The organism is Methylobacterium organophilum (assembly GCF_022533465.1).
Classification (GTDB): domain Bacteria; phylum Pseudomonadota; class Alphaproteobacteria; order Rhizobiales; family Beijerinckiaceae; genus Methylobacterium; species Methylobacterium organophilum.
Map to the genome: position 1 here is coordinate 571,767 of NZ_CP092848.1, position 22,917 is coordinate 594,683.

The 22,917-nt window shown below is 71.6% G+C and carries 21 protein-coding genes and 1 riboswitch; of the genes, 3 read left to right on the forward strand and 18 right to left on the reverse strand.

Annotated elements, in window-relative coordinates; genetic code table 11:
* Positions 1-49 precede the first annotated feature (49 nt).
* On the reverse strand, positions 50-1,303 hold the full coding sequence (locus MMB17_RS02555; protein WP_241100966.1) for a TIGR03862 family flavoprotein: 1,254 nt from the start codon (positions 1,301-1,303) through the stop codon (positions 50-52).
* A gap of 211 nt (positions 1,304-1,514) precedes the next feature.
* Between MMB17_RS02555 and MMB17_RS02560 the strand changes: the two genes are divergently transcribed.
* A complete protein-coding gene (locus MMB17_RS02560; RefSeq protein ID WP_241100967.1) occupies positions 1,515-2,579 on the forward strand; it encodes a TerC family protein in 1,065 nt (354 codons plus the stop codon).
* Between the two features lie 16 nt (positions 2,580-2,595).
* Here the strand turns inward: MMB17_RS02560 and MMB17_RS02565 are convergent, their stop codons facing one another.
* From MMB17_RS02565 to thiO, 14 genes are all read right to left on the reverse strand, one after another.
* A complete protein-coding gene (locus MMB17_RS02565; protein ID WP_241100968.1) occupies positions 2,596-4,341 on the reverse strand; it encodes an alpha/beta fold hydrolase in 1,746 nt (581 codons plus the stop codon).
* Entirely contained in the window at positions 4,334-6,811 is a 2,478-nt protein-coding gene (locus MMB17_RS02570; RefSeq protein ID WP_241100969.1) for a glycoside hydrolase family 2 protein, read from the reverse strand. The genes MMB17_RS02565 and MMB17_RS02570 overlap by 8 nt, the downstream gene beginning before the upstream one ends.
* Positions 6,812-6,823: 12 nt before the next feature.
* The gene (locus MMB17_RS02575; protein ID WP_241100970.1) at positions 6,824-7,792 is read right to left on the reverse strand and encodes a DUF1839 family protein; all 969 of its coding nucleotides are present in this window, start codon (positions 7,790-7,792) and stop codon (positions 6,824-6,826) included.
* Positions 7,793-7,797: 5 nt separating this feature from the next.
* Positions 7,798-8,754: an amino acid--[acyl-carrier-protein] ligase gene (locus MMB17_RS02580; RefSeq protein ID WP_241100971.1), complete on the reverse strand. Its 957-nt coding sequence runs from the start codon at positions 8,752-8,754 to the stop codon at positions 7,798-7,800.
* The gene (locus MMB17_RS02585; protein ID WP_238311859.1) at positions 8,754-9,917 is read right to left on the reverse strand and encodes an acyl-CoA dehydrogenase family protein; all 1,164 of its coding nucleotides are present in this window, start codon (positions 9,915-9,917) and stop codon (positions 8,754-8,756) included. The genes MMB17_RS02580 and MMB17_RS02585 overlap by 1 nt, the downstream gene beginning before the upstream one ends.
* Entirely contained in the window at positions 9,914-10,168 is a 255-nt protein-coding gene (locus MMB17_RS02590) for an acyl carrier protein (protein ID WP_241100972.1), read from the reverse strand. Before MMB17_RS02590 ends, MMB17_RS02585 begins: the two co-directional genes overlap by 4 nt.
* Before the next feature lie 208 nt (positions 10,169-10,376).
* Entirely contained in the window at positions 10,377-11,099 is a 723-nt protein-coding gene (queC, locus tag MMB17_RS02595) for a 7-cyano-7-deazaguanine synthase QueC (protein WP_238311861.1), read from the reverse strand.
* Between the two features lie 13 nt (positions 11,100-11,112).
* Positions 11,113-11,469 carry a 6-carboxytetrahydropterin synthase QueD gene (queD, locus tag MMB17_RS02600; RefSeq protein WP_238311862.1) on the reverse strand — a complete coding sequence of 119 codons (357 nt, stop codon included), beginning with the start codon at positions 11,467-11,469 and terminating at the stop codon, positions 11,113-11,115.
* 65 nt (positions 11,470-11,534) lie between these two features.
* Positions 11,535-12,167 carry a 7-carboxy-7-deazaguanine synthase gene (queE, locus tag MMB17_RS02605; RefSeq protein ID WP_241100973.1) on the reverse strand — a complete coding sequence of 211 codons (633 nt, stop codon included), beginning with the start codon at positions 12,165-12,167 and terminating at the stop codon, positions 11,535-11,537.
* Positions 12,168-12,350: 183 nt separating this feature from the next.
* Positions 12,351-12,863 carry a CYTH domain-containing protein gene (locus MMB17_RS02610; RefSeq protein ID WP_241100974.1) on the reverse strand — a complete coding sequence of 171 codons (513 nt, stop codon included), beginning with the start codon at positions 12,861-12,863 and terminating at the stop codon, positions 12,351-12,353.
* 108 nt (positions 12,864-12,971) lie between these two features.
* Complete coding sequence (locus tag MMB17_RS02615) at positions 12,972-13,583, reverse strand: thiamine phosphate synthase (RefSeq protein ID WP_241100975.1); 612 nt, start codon at positions 13,581-13,583, stop codon at positions 12,972-12,974.
* A 29-nt stretch (positions 13,584-13,612) separates the two neighbouring features.
* Positions 13,613-14,416 carry a thiazole synthase gene (gene thiG / locus MMB17_RS02620; protein ID WP_238311866.1) on the reverse strand — a complete coding sequence of 268 codons (804 nt, stop codon included), beginning with the start codon at positions 14,414-14,416 and terminating at the stop codon, positions 13,613-13,615.
* Between the two features lie 2 nt (positions 14,417-14,418).
* Positions 14,419-14,631 carry a sulfur carrier protein ThiS gene (gene thiS, locus MMB17_RS02625; protein WP_238311867.1) on the reverse strand — a complete coding sequence of 71 codons (213 nt, stop codon included), beginning with the start codon at positions 14,629-14,631 and terminating at the stop codon, positions 14,419-14,421.
* Positions 14,628-15,842 carry a glycine oxidase ThiO gene (gene thiO, locus MMB17_RS02630; protein ID WP_241100976.1) on the reverse strand — a complete coding sequence of 405 codons (1,215 nt, stop codon included), beginning with the start codon at positions 15,840-15,842 and terminating at the stop codon, positions 14,628-14,630. Before thiO ends, thiS begins: the two co-directional genes overlap by 4 nt.
* 62 nt (positions 15,843-15,904) lie before the next feature.
* Positions 15,905-16,027, reverse strand: a riboswitch (TPP riboswitch).
* A gap of 192 nt (positions 16,028-16,219) precedes the next feature.
* On the opposite strand from thiO, the gene MMB17_RS02635 reads away from it, so the two are divergent.
* Positions 16,220-16,738 carry a retropepsin-like aspartic protease family protein gene (locus MMB17_RS02635; protein WP_241100977.1) on the forward strand — a complete coding sequence of 173 codons (519 nt, stop codon included), beginning with the start codon at positions 16,220-16,222 and terminating at the stop codon, positions 16,736-16,738.
* Positions 16,739-16,744: 6 nt separating this feature from the next.
* Here MMB17_RS02635 and MMB17_RS02640 read toward each other — a convergent pair whose 3' ends face one another.
* The gene (locus tag MMB17_RS02640; protein ID WP_238311981.1) at positions 16,745-18,040 is read right to left on the reverse strand and encodes an adenylate/guanylate cyclase domain-containing protein; all 1,296 of its coding nucleotides are present in this window, start codon (positions 18,038-18,040) and stop codon (positions 16,745-16,747) included.
* 302 nt (positions 18,041-18,342) lie between these two features.
* On the opposite strand from MMB17_RS02640, the gene MMB17_RS02645 reads away from it, so the two are divergent.
* On the forward strand, positions 18,343-18,609 hold the full coding sequence (locus MMB17_RS02645; RefSeq protein ID WP_241100978.1) for a DUF2798 domain-containing protein: 267 nt from the start codon (positions 18,343-18,345) through the stop codon (positions 18,607-18,609).
* Between the two features lie 79 nt (positions 18,610-18,688).
* Here MMB17_RS02645 and rpoD read toward each other — a convergent pair whose 3' ends face one another.
* Both rpoD and dnaG read right to left on the reverse strand, forming a co-directional pair.
* Positions 18,689-20,689, reverse strand: coding sequence for an RNA polymerase sigma factor RpoD (gene rpoD, locus MMB17_RS02650; protein WP_238311871.1), 2,001 nt, complete (start codon positions 20,687-20,689; stop codon positions 18,689-18,691).
* Between the two features lie 185 nt (positions 20,690-20,874).
* Positions 20,875-22,794, reverse strand: a complete 1,920-nt coding sequence (gene dnaG, locus MMB17_RS02655) for a DNA primase (RefSeq protein ID WP_241100979.1) — start codon at positions 22,792-22,794, stop codon at positions 20,875-20,877.
* Positions 22,795-22,917 lie beyond the last annotated feature (123 nt).

The window sequence follows — 22,917 nt, forward strand, 5'->3', positions numbered from 1 at the left end:
TCGGTCTCCGCGCATCCCCTCGCCCCGCTTGCGGCGAGAGGGGCCCCGCTCAACGCTCCGTCATCGATGGAATGCGGGACCACCCCCGCTCCCCGAGCCACCCGATCAGGCCCGCCGCCGCCGCGCGGCCGGTGGCGAAGGAAGCCTGGAGCAGGTAGCCGCCGGTCGGGGCCTCCCAGTCGAGCATCTCGCCGGCCGCGAAGGTGCCCGGCCGGCTCCGCAGCATGAAGCGCCCGTCGAGCCCGGCGAAGGCGACGCCGCCCGCCGTGGAGATCGCCCGCGCGATCGGGCGCGGGCCGGTGAGGCGCAGGGGCGCCGCCTTGATGCAGCGGGCGAGCGCTTCCGCCTCGGAGGGCAGCGCCACGCCATGCGCCTCGCGCAGCAGGGCGGCCGCCACGGGATCGAGGCCGGCGCCCTTGCGCAGCCGGTTGCTCGCGGATTGCCCCGCCTTGCCCGCGGCGAGCCGGGCCGCGAGGGTGTCGCGGTCGAGATCCGGCCGCAGATCGAGGGTGAGGCGGGCCGCGCCCTCGCGGGCGATCGCCTCCCGGATCGGGCGGGACAGAGCGTAGATCGCCCCGCCCTCGATGCCCTCGGCCGTCACCACCGCCTCGCCGAGCAGGCGGGTGCCTTCGAAGGCGAAGCCGACCCGCTTGAGCGGCGCCCCGGCGAAGCGCTCGGCCATGTGGGCGGACCAGGGGACCGTGAAGCCGACATTGGCCGGCGCGAGGGGGGAGACGGGCACGCCGCCCTCTTCCAGGAGCGGCACCCAGGCTCCGTCCGAGCCGAGCCGGGGCCAGCTCGCCCCGCCCAGCGCCAGAAGCACGGCCCGGGGGCGGCAGGCGGTCGCCCCCTCCGGGGTCGCGAAAGTGAGCGCTTCAGCGTCCCAGGCTACCAGGCGGTGGCGCGGACGCAGGGACACACCGAGGCCGGCGAGCCGGGCGAGCCAAGCCCGCAGCAGCGGCGAGGCCTTGAAGCTCCGCGGGAAGACGCGTCCGCTCGACCCGACGAAGGTCGGCTGCCCGAGACCCTCGCACCAGTCCCGCAGGGCCTCGGGCGGGAAGGCCTCGATCGCCGCGGCGAGGCGGGGCTCGGCTGGGTGGTAGCGGGCGAGGAAGGCGGGCAGCGCCTCGCTGTGGGTGAGGTTGAGGCCGCCGCGCCCGGCGATCAGGAACTTGCGGCCGAGCGAGGGCATCCGCTCGTAGACCGTGACGGGAAGGCCCGCCCCGGCCAGCAGCTCGGCGGCGGCGAGCCCCGCCGGGCCGCCCCCCACCACCGCGATCCGATCGTCCCCGTCGTCAGCCATGGCGGCGGGAGGCCGCAGGACGGCGCGCCTGTCAAGGCGAAACCGCCGGCCGGGCTGTCACGCGGCGCCGGGGACCGGCCTTGATTCAGCGCGAATCCGGGAATAACTGCCCGCCATCGGCTGCGGGCCCCTCTGGCGGGGCGCAGGCTCTCCTGCGCCACGTGATGTCGGAGCCGATGCTCTCTTCCCCGAGGCATCCCCGCGTCCCGACATGTCCGACCTTTTGACCGCCGATTTCCTCACCCATGCGTGGCTGGGCAAGCCCGTCTGGATGTGGCTGGGCTTTCACGCCCTCATCGCCGCCCTGCTCGCCTTCGATCTCGGCCTGCTCCACCGCGACAAGGACCACGAGATCGGCGTGAAGGAGAGCCTTCTCCTCACCGCCTTCTATTTCAGCCTCGGCCTCGTCTTCGGCGGCTGGGTCTGGTGGTACCTCGGGCCCCAGGCGGGCCAGGAATACGTGACCGGCCTCGTGATCGAGAAGTCGCTGTCGATGGACAACGTCTTCGTCATCGCGGTCATCCTCACGGCCCTCGGCGTGCCCCGCGCCGCCCAGCACCGGGTGCTGGTGTGGGGCATCCTCGCCGCCGTCCTCCTGCGCGGGCTGATGATCGGGCTCGGCGCCGCCCTGGTGCAGCAGGCGCATTGGGTGCTCTCGCTCTTCGCCGCCTTCCTGATCTATGCCGGCCTCAAGATGCTGTTCTCCAAGGAGGAGGACGCGCAGGACGTGAACGAGAGCGCGAGCCTGCGCTTCCTGCGCAAGCACCTGCGCATCACCGACAAGCCCCGCGGCCAGCATTTCGTGGTGCGCGAGCCGCGCCGCCGGGACGGCAAGCCGGTGCTCTGGCTGACGCCGCTGGCCCTCGCCCTGGTGCTCGTGAACATCGCCGACGTGATCTTCGCGGTCGACAGCGTGCCGGCGATCTTCGCCATCACCACCGACCCGTTCATCGTCTACACCTCGAACATCTTCGCGATCCTGGGCCTGCGCGCACTCTATTTCGCGCTTGCCGCCATGGTCGACCGCTTCGCCTATCTGAAGACGGCGCTCGCCCTGATCCTGCTGTTCATCGGCGCCAAGATCGTCGTGGCCGACACCTTCGACCTGGTGCACGTGCCGCCGTGGGTCTCGCTGCTCGTTACCCTGGTGCTGCTCGCGGCGGGCGTCACCTACAGCCTGTGGCGCACCCGCGGCGTCGTGGGCGGCCCGGAGGCGGAGAAGGACGCGGGCAAGGAACCCGGCAAGCCGCCGCAAGAGGCCGCCCACCGGGCCTGACCCGGGGGCCTCGGCCTCAGCGCGCGGGCGCGACCCGGCCGTAGGCGACGGGTGCCGCTCCGCGCGCGCCCTCGCTCGACGGGAGCGGGGCGGCCGCGAGATCCCGCAGCAGGCCGCTCACCACGCCGTAGAGCGTCTCCTGGGCGGCGCGCGTGCTGAGGTCGTGATCGGCCTCCGGGATCACGGTGACGGGGCGGCCGAGGCGGGCGTCCGCCTGCCGGCCGAGCTGCAGGGCGAGGTCCGCCAGCCCCACGTCGCCCTGGCTGTAGACGAGCTGGATCAGGCTGCCCCGCCGCCGGATGGCCGCCACGCGCCGCTTCACCGAGCCGCCGGGCGGCGGATTCACGAGCGGGGCGATGCGCCGCTGCACGGCTTCGAACCCGCGCCGGGCAAGGGAGGCGAGGATCGGCCCCACGCGCACCTCGCCGCGCACCAGCCGCTTCCAGGCCGCGCCCTGCTTCAGCATGGCGGCATAGGTGCCGGTGCTGCGGTAGACATTCCGCATCGCGACCTCGATGTCCTGGGTCTTGTCCCAGTCGAAGCGCTGCAGGTTGACGAGGATCGCCGCCGCGATCCGCGGATCCCGGCAGGTCGCATGGAAGCCGAGATTGGCGCCGCTGCAGGCCCCGAAGATCACCGCCGGCCGGCCGAGATGGTCGAGGGCGGCCGTCACGTCGTCCAGGGTCTCGTCGGCATAGATCGGGAAGACGCCGCTGGCGCGCGGGGCGCTGTCGCCGATGCCGCCGAGATCCATCCGCAGGGAGGCGACGCCGATTCCGGCGAGGCGCCGGGCGAGGCGCGTCGTCGAGCGGCCCCAGCCGGAATGGACGTTGGTGCCGGCATTCACGAACAGCACCACCGGCGCCCGCGGCAGGGGCGTCTCGGGCGCGCAGGCGAGGCCGAACAGCCCCGGCCCGAACCGCGCCGGCCGCTCGGACCAGCCGGGGCCGGCCAGGACGGCCTCGCGGGCCGGCGCAGCCGGGCGCAGGCGCGGCGCGGCGCCCTCCGACAGGAAGGCGGCCACCGCGGCGAAGGCCGCTTCCGGCACCTTGGCGTAGAGGGGGTTCGAGACGAGGTCGGGCAGCTCGGGGAAGGGGCGTGTCTCGACCTGCGCGCCGAGGGCGGCCAAGCGCTTCGGCAGGGCGCCCCCCTCACCCCCGAGCAGCAGGATGCGCGGCGCGGGCGCCCGCGTCAGCTTGGCGAGGTCGAGGCCGCCGAGATCCTCCGAGAGCGCCGGGCCGATGCGGAAAGCCGCGACGGTGAGGCCCTCCGGCTCCTGCGGCAGGGGCGTGCCGTCCGGCAGGACGCCGGTGGTGCGCGACAGGATCTTCATCTCCCGCAGGAAGGTGCGGCCGGCGGCGAAGGGCGCGATCAGGACGAGGCGATCGACCCCGCCCGTTTCCGCCGCCACCTGCGCCGCGAGCGTGCCGCCGAGGCGCAGGCCGACGAGGGCGATCTCCTCGATGCCCGGATCCGCCCGCAGGAAGCGGATCGCCGCGCGGATCGCGCCGAGGGCATCCTCCAGCCGTTCCACGGCGACGTCGCCGGAATCGCCCTGGCCGGGATAGTCGAAGCGCAGGACCGTGCAGCCCGTGCCGGCGATCCGCTCGGCGAGCGCCCGCCAGCCGCGATGGGCCGAGAGCTGCTCGTAGCCGTGCGTCCCGCACAGGATCACGCCGCGCCCGGTGCGGCCCGGGCTGTGCCAGCCGAACAGCCCCTCGAAGGCGACGGGCTGGGCGGGCACGGTTTCCGTCTCAGGCATCCTCGCCTCCGAAGCTGCAGGTTTCCAGGGCATTCAGCGCGACGACCCGGCCGCGCGGCGCCGTTTCCGGCCGGCCGAGAAGCGTGATCGTCCGCGTCCGGCCCGGCGCCAGGTGGAAGTGGTTGTCCTCGGGCCGCCAGGCGGCGGTCGCCCCGTCGAGGTCGATGGCCACGCCGAAAGCGTGCCGCCCGGCGGCGATTTCCAGCGCCCAGCCCGCACCGTCGCGGATCAGCCGGGCGGAAAGGCCGGTCTCGCCCGGCGCGACATCGCGGCCGAGGGGATGGTGGAAGGCCTCGGCCAGCACCGCACCGGTGGCCGCGTCGCAGAGTTCGGCATGGCCGAGCGCATGGGCCGGGGCACCGAAGCGATAGGCGTCGGTGACGTCGAAGAAGCGCCCGAGCAGGGCGGCGGAGGTGAATCGCTGCCCGCTGCGCGGTGCGACGGTCAGCGCCCGTTCCGCGGCGGCGACGGCCTTGCCCTTCGCGTCGGTGAAGGCGAGACGCAGGACGAGGTCCCGGGGCTGCGGCGTCTCGTTGTGGACATGGATATGCAGGCCGTTCAGGCCCTCGTCGGTCAGGCAGACCTGGACCGGGCGGAAGGCGCGGCGCAGCGCGTACCAGGCGGCTTTCGGGGCACCCTCGTGGTCGATCGCGCCCCAGCCCGCGCCGGGGGCGAGATCCTTCAGCAGCCAGACGAGGCCGCCGGCCGTGGGCGAGGCCTCCCGCCGCCACTCGGCGAAGGTCGCCTCGATCAGTTCCACCACCGCCGCGCGGCCCAGCGCGAGGTAGCGCTCCGGCGCCTCGTGGCGCAGGCGGCCCGAATCGGCCCCGAAGAGCAGTCCGACATAATGGTCGCGCACGGCCTCGAAATCCCAGTCGGCGCCGCGGTCGCGGGGCACGCCCGCCGCCCAGCGCGGATCCGCGGGATCGGTCAGCCCGGCGCGGGCGAGACTCGCCGGCTCCGGCACATGGGCGAAGGCGAGGCATTCGGTGGCGAAGCGCACACCGGCGCGGCGCGCATCCTCCAGCGGGCGCAGATAGGCGCCGACACCGTAGTAATGCGCCACCCCCGCCTCGGCCGCGAACGGCAGGTCGCCGCCCGACGGCGAGTTCGGCACGCTGGCGAGATCCGGCCGCGACACCGCGACGAGGCCGGGCAGGCTCTCCTCGACGAAGCCGCCGGACCACGCCTCGCGCGGGAAGCCGAGCATCGCCGCCTGCTGCCAGACCTCGCTGCCGCCGCCCACCACGCAGAGGGAGGGCGACATCTGCGTGCGGTCGAGAAGCTGCGCCACCTCGCGGGTGAGCTGGTCGCGGAAGGCGGGATCGTCGGTCGGGTATTCGAAATTCGCGAGCATCAGGTCCTGCCAGACCAGGATGCCGAAGGCGTCGCAGAGGTCGTGGAAGGCCGCCGCCTCGTAGAGCATGGTGCCGCCGACCCGCAGCATGTTCATGCCGGCGGCGCGGACGAGGTCGAGAACCGGGCGATAGGCCGCCTCCGTGCCGGACAGGCCGACGAGATCCGGCGGCGTCCAGCAGGCGCCGCGGCAGAACACCGGCACGCCGTTGATGCGCAGGGCGAAGCCGTCGCCGGTGCGATCGATGACGAGGCGGCGGAAGCCGGTGCGGCCGAGATCGATCCGCACCCCGCCGATCTCCGCCTCGACGGCGTGGAGGACTGGCTCGCCATGGGTATGCGGCCACCAGGGCGCGATGCCCGGCAGCGCCAGGTCGGCCTCGTAGAGCCCGGGGGCGACCGCCCGCAGCGGCGCCGCGTGCCCGGCACAGCGCAGGAGAGCGGGGCCGGACGCGTTCGCCACGGCGAGGCGCAGGCTCAGGCGCCCCGTCTCCCCGTCGAGATCGCTGCGCAGATCCGCCGAGAGGACGCGCAGGCCTCGGTCGGAAAGCGCTTCGAGGGTGACGGGCCGGTAGGGGCCGACCGCGTCGACCGAGGGGCACCAGCCCGGCATGAAGCCGAGCAGGCTGGTGCGGACATGGCGCAGGGAACCGGGGGTGGCGAGCCGCGGGCGCCAGCGGCCGCGCTTGTGCGGCTTGGCGAGTTCGACGGAAAGCGCGCGGAAGCGGATCGCGAGGGTGTTGTCGCCGGCGAGATCCACCTCGACCGCGTGGGCGAGGAACATCGAGCGGCTCGACAGCACCAGCACGCCGTTCAGCCAGACCTCGGCCAGGGTGGCGAGGCCCTCGAAGCGCAGGCAGGCGCGGCCGCTGCCCGCGAAGCGGGTCCGGTACCAGATGTCGGACTCGTGCAGCGGCGTCGGCGCGGCCGCGGACCAGAGCCCGGCGGCCTTGAGCGCCGCGGCGGCGGTGCCGGGCACGAGGGCCGGGATCCAGCCCTCGCGGCCAGCGAGATCGCCGGGGCCGGGGCAGGCCTCCGGCGCGGTCAGCAGCAATTCCCACGGGCCGCCGAGCGGCTCGGGCGCCCGGCCGTCCACCGAGAGGACACGGGCCATGGCCTGTCCCGCTCAGTCCAGGCTGCGGTCGAGGGCGGCGAAGACGGTCGCGTAGGCGGCCTCCGCCCGGTCGAGCCGGTTGGCGAGCCCCACCGCCCCCCCGCGGGCGAAGGCGCGGGCAATCTGGAACTGGAAGGTCTTGGCCTCCTGCGCCAGAATCCGGCAGGCGGCGGAGGCCTCGCCGAAATCGCGGCCCGTCGCGGCCCCGAGCCAGTCGAGATGGCTGGCGAGGAGCTCGAAATTCGCTCCGAGCTGGCGCGTCGTGTTGAAGCCGTAGGCGTGGAACGCGCAGAGCGGCCGGCGCAGGAAGCCGTCGTCCCAGGCGGCGACGCTGTCCCGGAAGGCGGCGATCGGGTTCGCCCGCGGCGCCTTGGCCCGGTGGGCGCGCAGCAATGCGAGGGCGACCTCGGGCAGCGCGGAAGCCGGGAGGGCGGGGCCGCTCGTCTTCACGAACTCGGCATAGGGGAACAGGAGCGCGGGGGCGAAGAGGCCCGCGTAATCCGTGCCCTCCAGCCGGTAGCGGCCGCCGTTGTGGAGATAGTCCAGGCGGCGGCCGGCCCGGTCGAGGCCGAGGATCGCGATCGTGGTCTTGTGGTGCTCGATACCATAGGTCGTGCCGACGGTGTCGGGCAGGTGGAAGCCGTCGACCTCGACGAGGACCGGGTTGCCGCGGGCGACCTGCACGGCGGCCTGGCTCTCCAGGCTGTCGTAGATCGCGAGTTCCTGGATCTCCAGGCCGTAGAGCCGTTCGAGATCGGCGGCGAAGGGCTTGAAGAAGGTGAACTGGTCGCCTTCGAAGTCCTGGCGCAGGGTGAAGCCGAGCATCGCCTCCGGCACGAGGCCGCGGGCATGCAGGAGTTCGATCCAGAGATCGACGTAGCAGTTCGACTCCGGCCAGATGCGGTCGAAGGCGTGCAGGGGATGCGCGGCGTGGCCGGCCGGAGCCGCGGGCTCCGGCATCAGGGCGAGGGCGGCGGACATGCGCGTCAGCCCCAGAGCCGGGCGCGCACGGCCTCGGGCCATGCGGCGAGGTCGAGCCCGTGATGGCGCAGGAGCGCCAGGGTGATCCGCTCCAGGCCGAAGCCGACGCAGGCCGTGTGGGCGACCGAACCATCGGCCTGCCGGATGCCCCAGACCTCGCCGAAATGGTCCTGATGGTAGTTGAAGGACAGGCAGGCGGTGGGCTTGTCCACGCTGTTGACCGGGACGTTCAGCTCGAACTTCAGGCCCTGGTCGCGCTGGTTGTTGGCGAGCATGCGCCCGGCCCGGCCGAAGAACGGATCGTTGGCGGGGTCGACGGCGAGGGGCAGGCCGAGCTCGCGCATCATGGCCGTGCCGCGCTCCAGCCAGGTCTCGCGGAAGGCGAGCACCTGCTCCGGCGTGCCCATGCGGACGTATTCGCGCATGCGGAACATCTGCATGCGGGTCGGCTCCAGCGAGGGCTCGTGCCGGAAGCAGTAGGATTGCAGATCGAAGAGCAGGCCGTTCTCGGGCAGGTTCCCGCGGGCGGCGGCGACGGGGTAGAGCGGATAGCAGGCCGCCGGGGTCAGCACGACCTCGCTCGCCGCCTGCTTGGCCGTCCAGTCGTCCCCCGCCTCGAGGCAGGCCAGGAGGCGGGCATGGTCCGCCTCGTTGCCGCAGAAGCAGTGCACGGTGCCGGCGAGATGCGGGAAGCCCTTGAGGTAGCCGCTGCGCTCGAAGCTCGCCCGGCTCATGCCCGGAGGAAAGCGCATCGCCTCGGCGCCATCGGCGGCGCCGAGCTCGGTCGCGAGCCGGTCGATCGCCTCGACCACGCTCTCGAAGGCGCCGCTGCGGCCATAGAGGCCGTCGACGCCGGTGCGCACGAGCAGGCCGTGATCGAACAGCCGGTCGAGGAAGCTGCGGGGCTCGGTCGCCTCGTCCGTCGCGAGGGCCGGGATCTCGAAGGAAGCAAGCTGGTCCATCACGCGCTCAGGAGCTGGCCGCTGCCCTTCTGCACGAGCAGGAGGTTGGCGGTGTTGGAGAGGATGCGGTCGTTGCCGATCATCAGCGGCGCGGAGAGCACGTCGCGGAGGGCCCGGCCCAGGCTGAAGGGGGTGCCGTTCTTGTAGCCGGACAGGCCGACGATCCCGAGCGCCCGCTGCACGACGTCGACCGCCGTGGCGGAGGCCGTGGTCTTGAGGTTGTTGAGCATCACCGAGAAGCCGATCGAGCCCAGCGCATCGGCATCGCCCTGCGCGTTCTCGAAGTGGCGCAGCGCCACGACCACGCTGCCGCGCAGGGCCTGGAGGGCGTTGGAGGCCTCCGCGAGCCGCAGGGCGCCCGGGGGCACGTGGCCGGGCCGGCGCCGGGCCTCGCCCTGGACATAGGCCCGGGCCCGGTCGACCGCGAAGCTGGCGATGCCGTACCAGACGCTGCTCCAGAGGAGATGCGAGGCGGCGAGCATCGACTGCGCCGCGATCTCGGCGAAGGGCTTGGGCAGGATCTGGGCGACGGGCACGTCCCGGACGACCAGCTTGAAGCCGTCGCTGCAGGTGCCGCGCATGCCGAGCGTGTCCCAGCGGCTGGTCCGCTCCAGGGAGATCTGATCCCGCATCAGGGCGACGAGAACCTGGTCGGAGGTCGCCGCCTCGGGGTGCCGGCGAGCGGTCGCCAGGATGAGGTCGGCATGGGCGCCGTAGGAGATGACGGTCGCGTCCTTCTCCAGGGAGAAGACCTCGCCCGAGGTCACGACGGCGCAGAGGCTGTTGCGGAGGTCGCCGCCGATGCCCCCCTCGGTGGTCGAGGAGGCGACGAGGAGCTGCCCGGCGGCGATGCGCTCCATCAGGCCGCGATGCCAGGCGCTGTCCAGGCCGTGGCTGACGAGGCTCGCGACCTTGATCTGGTGCATGGCGAAGACCATCGCCGCCGCCGTGCAGACCTGCCCGAGCAGGGTGCAGACATCGGCGATCTCGATCATCCCGGCGCCCTCGCCCCCGAGCTGGCGCGGGATCTGGATCCCGAGCAGGCGCTCCTCGCGCAGGGCGGCGACCGCCTCGGCCGGGAAACGTCCTTCCCGGTCGACATCCTCGGCATGGAGCGCGGCGACGGCTGCGACGCGCCGGGCGCGGGCGACGAGCGTGCTCATGCGGCTTCCGCCGATGTCAGCGAGGCGACGGTGTCGCGGATCGCGTTGAGGGTCGAGAACGACCGGCGGTTGAGGAGCGAATCGGGGAACTCGATCTCGAAGCGCTCCTCCAGGGCCAGCATGAGCTGGACCGAGCCGAAGGAGGTCAGGCCCTTCTCGAACAGGTCCGCGTCGGGGCCGAGCCCCTCGACCAGTCCGGCCATCGCCTCGAGGCTACCGACCACCTCGCGAATATCTTCGAGCGAAATCATCCGGGCCACCTCTTATTTGGATGATTTCTTTTAAAATACCGCCTTTCTCAATTCAAATCAGATTACCGGCCTTGGTAAACAGGAGCGTTCATTTCAAAAATGAACACTTCGTCTCATTTTGTTTCGGTTTCGGAGCCGTCCTTCGATCCCGGCCGCGGGCCGCGGAGGCCCGGCCCCGGGCGCTGTGTCGGATCGGGACCGGCCCCGCTCACGGCGCCGATGCCGCATCCCCATCTTCCGTCTCACAAAATCGTGAGAATCCCTGGGCGCGCAGGGTGCAGGCCGGGCAGGTGCCACAGCCATAGCCCCAGTCGTGGCGCGTGCCGCGCTCGCCGAGATAGCAGGTGTGGGTACCCTCGACGATGAGGTCGACCAGCGGCTTGCCGCCGGTCTCCTGGGCGAGCGCCCAGGTCTGGGCCTTGTCGATCCACATCAGCGGCGTGTGCAGGACGAAGCGGCGCTCCATGCCGAGATTGAGCGCGACCTGCAGCGCCTTGATGGTGTCGTCCCGGCAATCCGGATAGCCGGAATAATCGGTCTCGCACATGCCGCCGACGATGTGGCGCAGGCCCCGGCGATAGGCGAGCGCGGCGGCGAAGGTGAGGAAGACGAGGTTGCGGCCCGGCACGAAGGTGTTGGGCAGGCCGTTCGCCTCGAAGGCGATGGCGCTGTCGCGGGTCAGGGCCGTCTCCGAGATCGCGCCGAGGGCGGCGAGGTCCACGGTGTGGTCGGGGCCGAGCCGGCGCGCCCAGGTCGCGTCGAGGGCGGTCAGCGCGGCGCGCAGATGCGCCCGGCATTCGAGCTCCACGACGTGGCGCTGGCCGTAATCGAAGCCCAGCGTCTCGACGTGGGGGAACCGCTCCAGGGCCCAGGCGAGGCAGGTGGTCGAATCCTGGCCGCCCGAGAACAGAACCAGCGCGCCGTCCTCCATGCCTCGCTTCTCCTCAGTCGCCGTCGTACTCGGCCCAGGACATCGGCGTCTCGTACACCTTCACCTGGGACAGGGCCGGGAGCGCCGGCTTGGCCCGATGCCAGATCCAGGCCGCGATGTTCTCGGCGGTCGGGTTCTCCAGCCCCTCGACCTCGTTGAGGCAATGGTGGTCGAGCCGGGCGAGCAACGGCGCGAAGGCGCTCTCCACGTCGAAGAAGTCGACGACCCAGCCCGTCCGCGCATCGACCGCCCCGGAGAGCTGCAGCTCCACCCGGTAGGAATGGCCGTGCATGCGGTGGCAGCGATGCGTCTCGGGGACGTTGGGCAGGCGGTGGGCCGCCTCGAAGGTGAAGGCTTGCGTGATCTTCATGGCGTGATCTTCATGGAACGTCGGCTCTCGGGCGGGCCGCCGGCGCGGCGGACAGGCGAGAGCCCTCAGGGGATGCCGATGAGCTTGTGCGTCTGGAGCGAGAGCCGCCAGCGCGCGTCCTTCCGGCAATAGGCGACCGCGGCCTCGGTATGGGCGAGCCGCTCCGGCCCGTCCATCGGCTGCAGGTAATGATGGGCGAAGGCGAGGTCGGCAAAGGCTTCGGGCGGCGCGTCCGTCTGCGGGTAGACGAGCTTCAGCTCGTGGCCGCTGGTCTGCCGCAGGGGATTGCTCCCCTTGGGGCTGACGCAGATCCAGTCGATGCCGGGCGGGGCGGGGATCGTGCCGTTCGTCTCAACCGCGATCTCGAAGCCGCGGGCATGCACCGCCGCGATCAGGGCCGCGTCGAGCTGGAGCAGCGGCTCGCCGCCGGTGAAGACGACATAGCGGCTCGCGGGCCCGCCCTCCCAGGTATCGGCGATGGCAGCGGCGAGATCCTCGGCCTCTGCAAAGCGGCCGCCGCCCTCCCCGTCCATGCCGACGAAGTCCGTGTCGCAGAAGCGGCAGGCCGCGCTCGCCCGGTCCGCCTCGCGGCCGGACCAGAGATTGCAGCCGCTGAAGCGGCAGAACACGGCTGCCCGGCCCGCACGGGCGCCCTCGCCCTGCAGCGTGTGGAAGAGTTCCTTGACCGCGTAGCTCATCGCATCGTCGCGCGCCGGAGGGGCGCCGCGCTTTCCCTGGAAGACCCGGCACATAGGCGCTTTTCGCCGAACCTGCCATGCCGGGGGCGTAACCGGGCTCCCCGGCAGGGCCGCCCCTCCCGCTTCGGCGCGAACGGGGCGGACGCGCCGTCACCCGGCCCGCAGGGCATCCGCGCGCGACGGTCAGGCCAGTTTGGGCAGGGCGAAGATGTCGTCGAGGGAGATCGAGCGGCGCCCGCGGGCGCAGAGCTCGAGGAGCGTGGTCTGCCGGAAGCGCACGTCGCCGGTCACCTCCTCGCCGATCCAGGGCGGACAGGAGAAGATCTGGTCCTCCCGCTCCAGCTCAATTTCGGCGATGGTCACGTCCTTCAACGGTCCCTCGAATACGTCCACCACCCAGAGCATCCCGTCATGGGGGACCGTGTAGCGGGTCTTCTCGACGATCGGGCCGACGCAGACCGCATCGAGCATCGCCGCGGCATCCTTTTGCGGGATCTCGTACTCGAATTCCGGCCGGGAGAAGCCCATGCGGGCGCCCTTGACCGTGATCCAGGCGCGCTCGGGATCCATGCGGATGCGGACCTTGCCGGTCCCGAATCGTCCGATCAGGCCGTCCCGGAGCAGACGGCTGTCCGTGGCTGCCGCCTTCCAGCTCTCGCCAACCACCAAGAACTTCCGCTCGATCTCGAAACGCATACGTGACCCGGCTCAATCCGGCACGGCTCTAAGCATGGCATTGCAGTGCAGCAAGAGCAATTTCCCGGAATCACCCGTCACGACGGCGCAGGGGCGCGAGCGGCCGCGTCACCCGCGCAGGATCCTTCCGGATACCGCCACAGCGTCCAGGAACGCGCGGGCGGCGGCGGCAGGATCCTGCGCGCGCATCAGGCCGCCCATGACGGCCACACCCGCTGCGCCAGCCGCGCGGCAGGCGGGCGCCCCCTCGGGCGCGATGCCGCCGAGGGCAATCACCGGGATCCCGGCGGCGCAACCGGCCCGCAGGCCGTCGAGGCCGAGGGCCGGCCCGTAGCCGGGCTTGCTCGCACTCGCGAAGATCGGACTCAAGGTGACGTAATCCGCCTCCGCGGCCTCGGCGAGGTCGGCGGCGCCATGGGCCGAGACGCCGATCAGGGCCGCGGGGCCGAGGCGGCACCGCGCCGCCGACACCTCCGGCGCCGTGGTGGCGCCGGGCAGGTGGACGCCGTCGGCGCCGATCGCCGCGCAGAGATCCGGATCCGCTCCGACGACGAGCCGCCCCCCGGCTCCCCGCACGATCCCCAGGAGGTCGCGGGCGAGATCCCGGCGCGCCGGCGCGTCGAGATCGCGCTCGCGCAGCCAGATCCAGCGCCCGCCGCCTTCGAGGACGGCCCGGACCGTCTCGGCCAGGGGACGCCGCGCCCCCAGCCGGTCCGTCACGACGAGGAGCCGTGACGGGAGCGGATTTCTCACGAACCGACGAGACCGAGCTGCGGGCTCGACGGCTCGGCCCGGCCCCGGCGCGGAATCCGGCCGGCCCGGAAGGCGTGGCGCCCGGCCTCGACCGCATGGCGCATGGCCCTGGCCATCCGCACCGGATCGTCCGCCTTGGCCACGGCCGTGTTGATGAGGCAGGCCGCCGCCCCGAGCTCCATGGCGATCACCGCGTCCGAGGCCGTGCCGATGCCGGCATCGACGATCACCGGCACCTTGGCCCGGCGGCAGATCATCTCGAGATTGGCCGGGTTGGCGACGCCCATGCCGGAGCCGATCAGCGAGCCCATCGGCATCACCGCCGCGCAGCCGAGATCGGCCAGCCGCTCGCAGATGACGGGATCGTCGTTGCAATAGGGCAGCACGACGAAGCCGTCCTCGACGAGGTGGCGGCAGGCCTCCATCAACTCCATCACATCGGGGTAGAGCGATTCGCGGTCGCCAATCACCTCGACCTTGATCCAGTTGGTGCCGAGCGCCTCTCGGGCGAGCTCCGCGGTCAGGATCGCGTCCCGGGCGGTCTCGCAGCCGGCGGTGTTGGGCAGGAAATGCTTGCCCTTGAGGCGCTGGAAGGTGTCCGAGCCGTGGCCCTGCAGCGAGACGCGGCGGATCGAGGCGGTGACCACGTCGGCGCCGGAGGCGCGCACCGCCTCGGCCATGATGCTCTGGCTCGGATAGCCGGCGGTGCCGATGAACAGGCGCGAGGCGAGCCGCACCCCGGCGATCTCCAGAACGTCCTCGGCGGCCTCGGCCGTCAGCGCGGTGTCGTGATGGCTCATCCTCAGCCTCCCTGCATGGCGCGCACGATCTCGACGCGGTCGCCGTCCCGGAGCGGCGTCACGCTCCACTCGCTCCGGCGCACGACACGGCCGTTGAGGGCCATGGCGATGCCCTCCGGGCTCTCGATGCCGCGCTCCTCCGCCTCGACCGCGAACAGGGACGCCAAAGTCTCCGCCGCGTGCTCGCGGCGCTCTCCGTTGATGGTCACCGTCACGCGACCGCCCTCCCCTCCTGGTTTTCGTCCTGCCCGAACCGGTCGAGCCCGAAGCCGCGGGCGAAATCCGGCAGCGCGCCCGTGGCGAGCAGCGCGGCGACCGCGTCGGCGGTGGCGGGCATCAGCAGGTAGCCGTTGCGATGATGGCCCGTGGCGACGACGAGGCCGGGCATGGGCGTGTCGAGGATCGGTGCGTCGTCGTCCGAGGTCGGGCGGAAGCCCGACCAGACCGCCTCGATCTCCATCTCCTCGATTCCCGGCAGCACGCGGCGGGCGCCTTCGAGCAGGGCGAACAGGCCGCCCGCCGTCACGCCGGCCTTGAAGCCGCAATCCTCCACCGTCGCCCCGACGATGAGGTGGCCGTCGCCCTTGGGGGCCATGTGCACCTGCTCGGTCCAGACCATGTGGGACAGCGTGCCCGTGCGCTTCGTCGTGCGCAGGGCGAGGGACTGGCCCTTGAGCGGGCGCACCGGCAGCGCCCAGGGCAGGAGCCCGGCCTCGCCGCTCCAGGCGCCGGCGGCGAGGATCACGGTCTGCGCCGCGACCCGGTCGGACCCGGCCCGGATGCCGGTGACGCGTCCCCCCTCACGGTCGAGGGCATCGACGCCGCGGTTCTCGACGATGGCGACGCCGGCGCCTTCGCAGGCGCGCACCAGCGCCGCCATGACGAGGCGGGGATCGACCTGATGGTCGAGGGGGCAGAGGATGCCGGCGGTGACATTGGGGCGCAGCAGGGGCTCGCGGGCACGCACCTCGGCACCGGAGAGCCATTGCGCGGCAACCCCGGAGCGCTGCTGCAGGTCGTGGCGGAAGCGCAGGCGGTCGACCTCGTCCCGGCCGATGGCGAGGACCAGGGTCCCCTCCTCCCGGTAATCGATGTCCTGGCCCGAGGCCGCCTGGAGCGCGTCGCGGAAGCCCGGCCAGCGGCGCAGGCTCTCCAGGGCGAGGGGCAGCAGGATATCGGAGCCCGGCTCGTGCTCGGCGGCGGGCGCCAGCATGCCGGTGGCGGCGAGGCTCGCCCCGGCTCCGACGCTCTCGCGCTCGACCACGACGACCGAGCGGCCGCCCTCCGCCAGGCGCCAGGCGATCGACAGACCGATGATGCCGCCGCCGACCACGACGACATCGGCCCGCTCCGGCAGGGCGGCGGGGCGGGGGCGCACGCCGGAGAGGCGGCGCAGACCGAAGGGGGAGGCCAGGACGTCCGACAAGCGAGAACTCCGCGGTGGCCCGCAGGAACTGGTGCCTGTCGCTTCCGGTGAAGCGGGCTCTCGGAGAGCCCAAGGTCCAATCCCTACGCCGGTATGAGCCGGATCAGGTTCGAAGGATTTCCGCGCCGCTCGTCACGAGCCCAGCGGTGTCTCAGCCCCTTGCCGGGGATCTCCCTGGAACATCCCCGATTTGGCCCCACGGGCCGCCGGGGTCAATCCCCCTGCCCGCGTCGGATTCGCTCGTTGGTGGCGAGGGTTTCTCAACCGCAATCGCGAAAATCCTTCTCCCCGGCCCTTCCCGGCGCGGTCCGGCGACGCGGCCTTCACCCGCGCCGGGGCAGGCTCGTCGCCTAAGGATCCCGGGCGAAGGCCTTCCCATGCGGCAGATCATCCTGGCACTCGGCGTGTGCTGCCTCGTCGGCGGCGTCGCCTCGACGCGGATCGGGCGGAAGCCCGCCGCGCCCGTCGAGACCGCGGCCGTCGCCGCTCCGGGAGGGGCCGTGACGCCGGTGGTGACCACGGCGCCCAACGCGATCACGCTGAACGCGGACGAGCGAGGCCATTTCCTGACCGAGGCGGTGGTGGACGGGCGCAGCCTGCGCATGGTGGTCGATACCGGCGCGAGTCTCTGCGTGCTCATGGAGGAAGATGCGGAACGCCTCGGCCTGCGGCCGAGCCCGTCGGAGTTCCGCCAGGAGGTCGCGACGGCCAACGGCGTGGTCCGGGTCGCCCCCGTGCGGCTGAACCAGATCCGGATCGGGGCGGTGAGCGTGCGCGACGTCGAGGCGGTGGTGGTGCCCCGCGGACGCCTCCACATGAACCTGCTCGGGATGTCCTTCCTGCGCCGCCTGCACGATTTCAACATCGCCGGCGGGCGGCTGACCCTGCGCAGCTGACGCCGGTCAAGCCTCCGCCGCCTCCCGCGCCGGGCGGCGGCCGACATCGAGGGCGGGGGCCGGCTTCCGGCCCGGGCGGTAGACCGCCATCTTGTCCCGGAATCCGTCGAGGGGATGCTCGCCGAGCGGCTCGGGGTCCCCCCATAGGAAGTCGACGAAGGGCTTCGACATCAGCAGCGGCTCGCCCAGCGGCCGGTTGAGCCGCGCGAGGCGGCTCGCGAGGTTCACGTCGCGGCCGATCACGGTGAAGTCGAGCCGCGTGCCGGAACCGACATTGCCGTAGGCCGCCTCGCCGTGATGGAGGGCGATGCCCGCGGCCACCGGCTGCGCGCCGAAGCGCTGCACGGCATTGGCCTCGTCGAGGGCGCGCAGCCCGTCCTGCGCCGCGGTCAGCGCGCTCTTGGCGGCCCCGCCGAGATCGTCGCCGGGCTCGCGGAAGATCGCGAGCAGGCCGTCGCCGAGATATTTCAGCACCTCGCCGCCCTCCCGCTCGATGGCCGGCACGAGGCAGTCGAAGAACACGTTGAGGAGATCGACCGCCTCCTCCGGCGTGAGGTCGGCAGAGAGCTGGGTGTAGTCGCGCATGTCCGCGAACAGGATCGCGGAGCGGATCCGCCGCACCTGCCCCCGGCGGATGTCGCCGGCCAGGATCGCCCGGTGCGGCTCGTCCCCGACATAGATGCGCAGCACCTGGTCCAGCTGCTTGTTGACGATGCGCATCTCCATCACCGCGGCCAGCGCCGGCATGATGAAGCGCAGGATCGCGATGTGGTCGTCGCGGAAGCCTTCCGCCGACCGCGTGGCGAAGGTGATGCCGTTATGGGTGCCGTTGGTGAAGAACACCGGCACGACGACATAGGTGGTGTAGCCGCCCGCCTTCAGCTCCGGGATGATCTCGAAGCGCGTCTCCTCGGTCTCGGCGAGATCGAGGATCATCCACTCGCCGGACTGGTGCACCGCGTGGAACGGGCTCGCCCGGTAGGCCGCCTCGGAGGCCTCCCCGTGCGGGAACAGCCGCACGGTGGAGCCGGTCTCCCGGTTCCAGACGCGGCCGACGCCGGAATACTCCGAATGCAGGGTGTCGATCGCCGTCGAGGCCCGGTCCACGGGCACGCCGATGGCGTTGAGGCGCTCGGCGAGCCCGGCCAGCAGGTCGTCCGCCTTGGGCAGGCGCGCGCCCTCGCTCAGCAGCCAGTCGCGAATCGCGACGCTGGGCTGGATCGCGCCGAAGGGCACGTCCTCGGCTTCCGAGCCGTCGGCGAGGGCCGTCGGCGGAGGGTGGGGAATGTCCTCGTCGAGCATATGGCCAAGGTGGGTTCGGCGGCGGAGCACCGCAATGGTCGGGCCGAAGCGCGAAATCCTTCTGCGCGCATTCGATCGGAATCTAGCGCCGTACGCGTATCCGGCACGAAAAAACTTCGCCAGCCGCTCACCGGAACGGCTTGGCTTCCTCCGTGACACTCATTAATTCTGCGTCGTTCCGTGCCATCAGGCCGGGCCGTAAGCGTCTCACGTCAGGCAACGCTCCCTCCGGGTTCGTCGAACCGGTTGCGCGGCGTCCTTTCCCGAAACCTGACGATGACCCTTCGACAAAAGACGTTTCCATGCCGAACTCTCAGAACTCCCTCGCCCTGCGGCGCCTGCCGGCGCGCTATGCCGCCATCCTCATGCCCTTCGTGCTCAGCCTGCTGATGACCTTCGTCGTCTCAGGGATCGCGACCCTGAAGAGCCTCGGCCTCAGCGCCGCCTTCCTGCAGACTTGGCCCGGCGCCTGGGCCATCTCCTGGGTCGTGGCCTTCCCGACCCTGCTGCTGGTCATGCCGCTGGTCCGGCGCATCGTCGGCCTGCTCGTCGCGCCCGCCGCCTCCTGAGGCAAAAGAAAACCGGCCGCGCCCCGCCAGGGGGCACGGCCGGCTGGCCTCGTCGGAACGGGAGCGCCGGGCGCTCCGCTCAGTTGTCGAGGAAGCTCCGGAGCTTGCGCGAGCGGCTCGGGTGCTTGAGCTTGCGCAGGGCCTTGGCCTCGATCTGGCGGATGCGCTCGCGGGTCACCGAGAATTGCTGGCCGACCTCCTCGAGGGTGTGGTCGGTGTTCATGCCAATGCCGAAGCGCATGCGCAGCACGCGCTCCTCGCGGGGCGTGAGCGAGGCCAGCACCCGCGTCGTCGTCTCGCGCAGATTGCTCTGGATCGCCGCATCGATCGGCAGGACGACGTTCTTGTCCTCGATGAAGTCGCCGAGATGCGAATCCTCTTCGTCGCCGATCGGCGTCTCGAGGGAGATCGGCTCCTTGGCGATCTTGAGGACTTTGCGCACCTTCTCCAGCGGCATCGCCAGCTTCTCGGCCAGCTCCTCCGGAGTCGGCTCGCGGCCGATCTCGTGCAGCATCTGGCGCGAGGTCCGGACGATCTTGTTGATCGTCTCGATCATGTGCACCGGGATGCGGATCGTGCGGGCCTGGTCGGCGATCGAGCGGGTGATCGCCTGCCGGATCCACCAGGTGGCATAGGTCGAGAACTTGTAGCCGCGGCGGTACTCGAACTTGTCGACCGCCTTCATCAGGCCGATGTTGCCCTCCTGGATCAGGTCCAGGAACTGCAGGCCGCGGTTGGTGTACTTCTTGGCGATCGAGATCACGAGGCGGAGGTTCGCCTCGATCATCTCCTTCTTGGCCTGCCGGGCTTCGCGCTCGCCCTTCTGGACCATGTTCACGATCTTGCGGTACTCGCCGATCTGAAGCCCGGTCTCGGAGGCGAGCGTCAGGATCTGCTCGCGCAGATCCGCGACCTGCCGGCCGCCCTTCTCGACGAAGTTCTTCCAGCCCTTGCCGCCGAGCGTGCCGACGCGCTCCATCCAGTTCGGATCGAGCTCCCAGCCCTGGTAGTGGCGCAGGAACTCGTCGCGGGCGACGCCGTGGCTCTCGGCGGCGCGCATCAGCCGACCCTCGTGGCTGATGAGGCGCTTGTTGATGTCGTAGAGCTGCTCGACCAGCGCCTCGATGCGGTTGGCGTTGAGCGAGAGCGACTTCACCTCGCCGACGACGATGTCCTTCAGCTCGGCCTGCTTCTTGTCCTGGCCGGGAGCCGAGGCGCCGCCGGAGGCCTTGAGCGCGGCCTCCTCGTTCTGGAGCTTGCGCAGCTTGCGGTAGTTGTTGGCGATGTTGTCGAAGGTCTCGAGAACGCGCGGCTTGATCTCGGCTTCCATCGCCGCGAGCGAGACGTTGTTCTCCATGTCGTCTTCTTCGTCGCCGCCCTCGGGCGGCGTCGGGCCTTCGGCGTCCTCGCCTTCCTCACCCTCGCCTTCGGCGACCTGGGGCGCATTGCGACCGTCGGGACCGGCATAGGTCGCCTCCAGGTCGATGATGTCGCGCAGGAGAACCTTCCCCTCGATCAGCTCGTCGCGCCAGATGATGATCGCCTGGAAGGTGAGCGGGCTCTCGCAGAGGCCCGCGATCATCGCCTCGCGGCCGGCCTCGATGCGCTTGGCGATGGCGATCTCGCCCTCGCGGGACAGGAGCTCCACCGAGCCCATCTCGCGCAGGTACATGCGCACGGGATCGTCCGTGCGGTCGGCCGGCTCGCGGGTGGTGGTGGTCGCGACCGCGACGGCACGGGACGGGGAGGCCTCGGCGACCTCGCCGCCCTCGGCGGTCTCCTCCTCCTCGGCGGCCTCGCCGTTGGCGGGACGCTCGGCCGGGGTGTCCTCGGTCTCCTCCGCCTCGACGACGCGGATGCCCATGTCGTCGAGCTGCGCGAGGACGTCCTCGATCTGGTCGCCGTCGACCTGGCCGTCGGGCAGGACCTCGTTGACCTCTTCGTAGGTCACGTAGCCGCGCTTCTTCGCGAGCTTCACCATGCGCTTGACGGCGGCATCGGTCAGATCGAGCAGCGGCCCATCGGACTGCTGTTCCTGAGCGACGTCAGCCTCGTCCCGCTCGGTTGCCTTCGTTGCCATGCCCAGCCTATTGTTCCAGAACCGATGCCGTGGGGAGCCGCGAAAGCTCCGCATCGACGGCACCGTGATCACTTCCCGCTGCGGCCCTTCGCGAATGGCCGCCCATCTTGTCAATCGTTGCTATGCGCTTACGGTGCTTGACCGAGCGTTAACCATGCGCTCACCTGAAGGGTATCTCCCGCGGGTCACGGCCCCGAAAAATCGCTTCCGTCCGACGGCTCTTTCTCGACCTCCGCAGCGGCAACGACGGCCTGTCGCGCCTTGACGTCGCAGAGCCATGCGAAATTGGCCTCGGATTCGTCTTCGGCAAGCGCCCGTTCCGCCTGAAGAAGTTCGCTATGTAGCGCTCCCGCCTTGCGGTGCAAGATCACGGCCTGACGCACGGTATGCTCCAGGCGCTGCGGATCCGCATGCAAATCCAGCGCCCAACGGTCCCCGGGCCGCACCAGGGCGGCGAGTCGGGCCGCGGCCTCGCCGAGGCCCTGCCGGTCGAGGCGACCCTGCAGGAGTTCCTGCTCCCCGTGCCCCGCTTCCGCTGCATGGTCAAGCAGAGCCGAGCGCAGGGCATCCGCATCCGGATTGTGCAGGTCGAGCTGCGCGAGATCCTCCGCCTCGATGACGAGAAGCTCGGGATGGACGAGCAGGCAGGAGACGATCATCGCCTCGCGCTCGCTGAAGGCGCCCCCCGGCGCGGGGGCGGCGGCGGAGGCCAGGAGCGGGCTGAACTTGGCGGTGAGCCGCGGCGAGGCCGGCTCGCCGAAGCGGGAACGCCCCGGCCCGCCCCCCCGGGGGGCGAAGCGCTCGAAGGGCGCACGCTCGCCCCCGCCCCGGGCGCGGGGGCCGGAGAGGTCGCGCAGCCGGCCCTCGATCTCGTCGCGGTAGAAGCGCCGCACGGTCTCGTCGCGGATGCCGGAGACGGTCTCGCGCAGGGTGCGGGCGAGGCCGGCGCGCCGCTCGGGGGTGTCCAGGGGCGCGGCCTCGGTCTCCCGCGCCCACAGCATCTCCACGAGGGGCCGGGCGCCCTCCAGCACCTTGTCGATGGCCGAGGCGCCGCCGGAGCGCAGCAGGTCGTCCGGGTCCTGGCCCTGGGGCAGCAGGGCGAAGCGCAGGGACTTGCCCGGCTCCAGCAGGGGCAGGGCCACGTCGAGGGCGCGGTAGGCGGCGCGGCGGCCCGCCCCGTCGCCGTCGAAGCACAGGATCGGCTCCGCCGCCTGGCGCCAGAGCAGGCCGAGCTGCTCTTCGGTCAGCGCCGTGCCGAGCGGCGCCACGGCGTTGGGATGGCCGGCCAGCGTCATCGCGATCACGTCGACATAGCCCTCGACGGCGATGATGGTGCTGCGCTCGTGCGCCGCCTTGCGGGCCGCGTGCAGGTTGTAGAGCACCTGCCCCTTGTGGAAGAGCGGCGTGTCCGGGGAATTGAGGTACTTCGCCCGGGCATCCGCCTGCATGGCCCGGCCGCCGAAGGCGATGACCCGGCCGCGGATGTCGAGGATCGGGAAGATCACCCGGTCGCGGAAGCGGTCGTAGGGCACGGAGATCCCCTCGCCGGCCACCAGCAGGCCGAGCTCCGACATGGTCTCCTTGTCGATGCCCTTGCCGGCGAGATGGTCGCGCAGGGCGTAGCGGTCGCCCGGCGCGTAGCCGAGGCGGAAGCGGGCCCGGGTCTCGGGGCCGAGCCCGCGCCGGTCGAGATAGTGGCGCGCCTCCGTGCCGGAGCGCCCGCGCAGCTGCTCCTCGAAGAAGACCGTGGCGAGCTCCATCACCTCGAGGGCGCCCTTGCGGCGGCTCTCGGCCTGCTCGGTCTCCGGGGAGAGCTTGGGCAGGCTTACCCCCGCCTCGGAGGCGAGGCGCTCGACCGCCTCCGGGAAGCTGACGCCCTCGGTCTCCATCAGGAAGGTGAAGGCGTCGCCGTGCTTGCCCGATGAGAAGCAGTGGTAGAACTGCTTCTGATCGTTCACGTAGAAGGAGGGCGTCTTCTCCGCGTTGAACGGCGATAGCCCGCGCCATTCGCGGCCGGCCTTCTTCAGCCGGACCCGGCGCCCGACCACCTCGGAGAGCGGCAGCCGGACGCGGATCTCGTCGAGGATGTGGGGCGGGTAGCGCACGGGCTGGGGCGGGGTCCGGATCGATCCGTCAAACGCCGACGATACCGCAGATCGCCGCCCGGAGTCCCGCGGGTCAGCCTGTGGATCGCTGGGTACGGCGATGGCCCGGCTCACGCCGCCCGC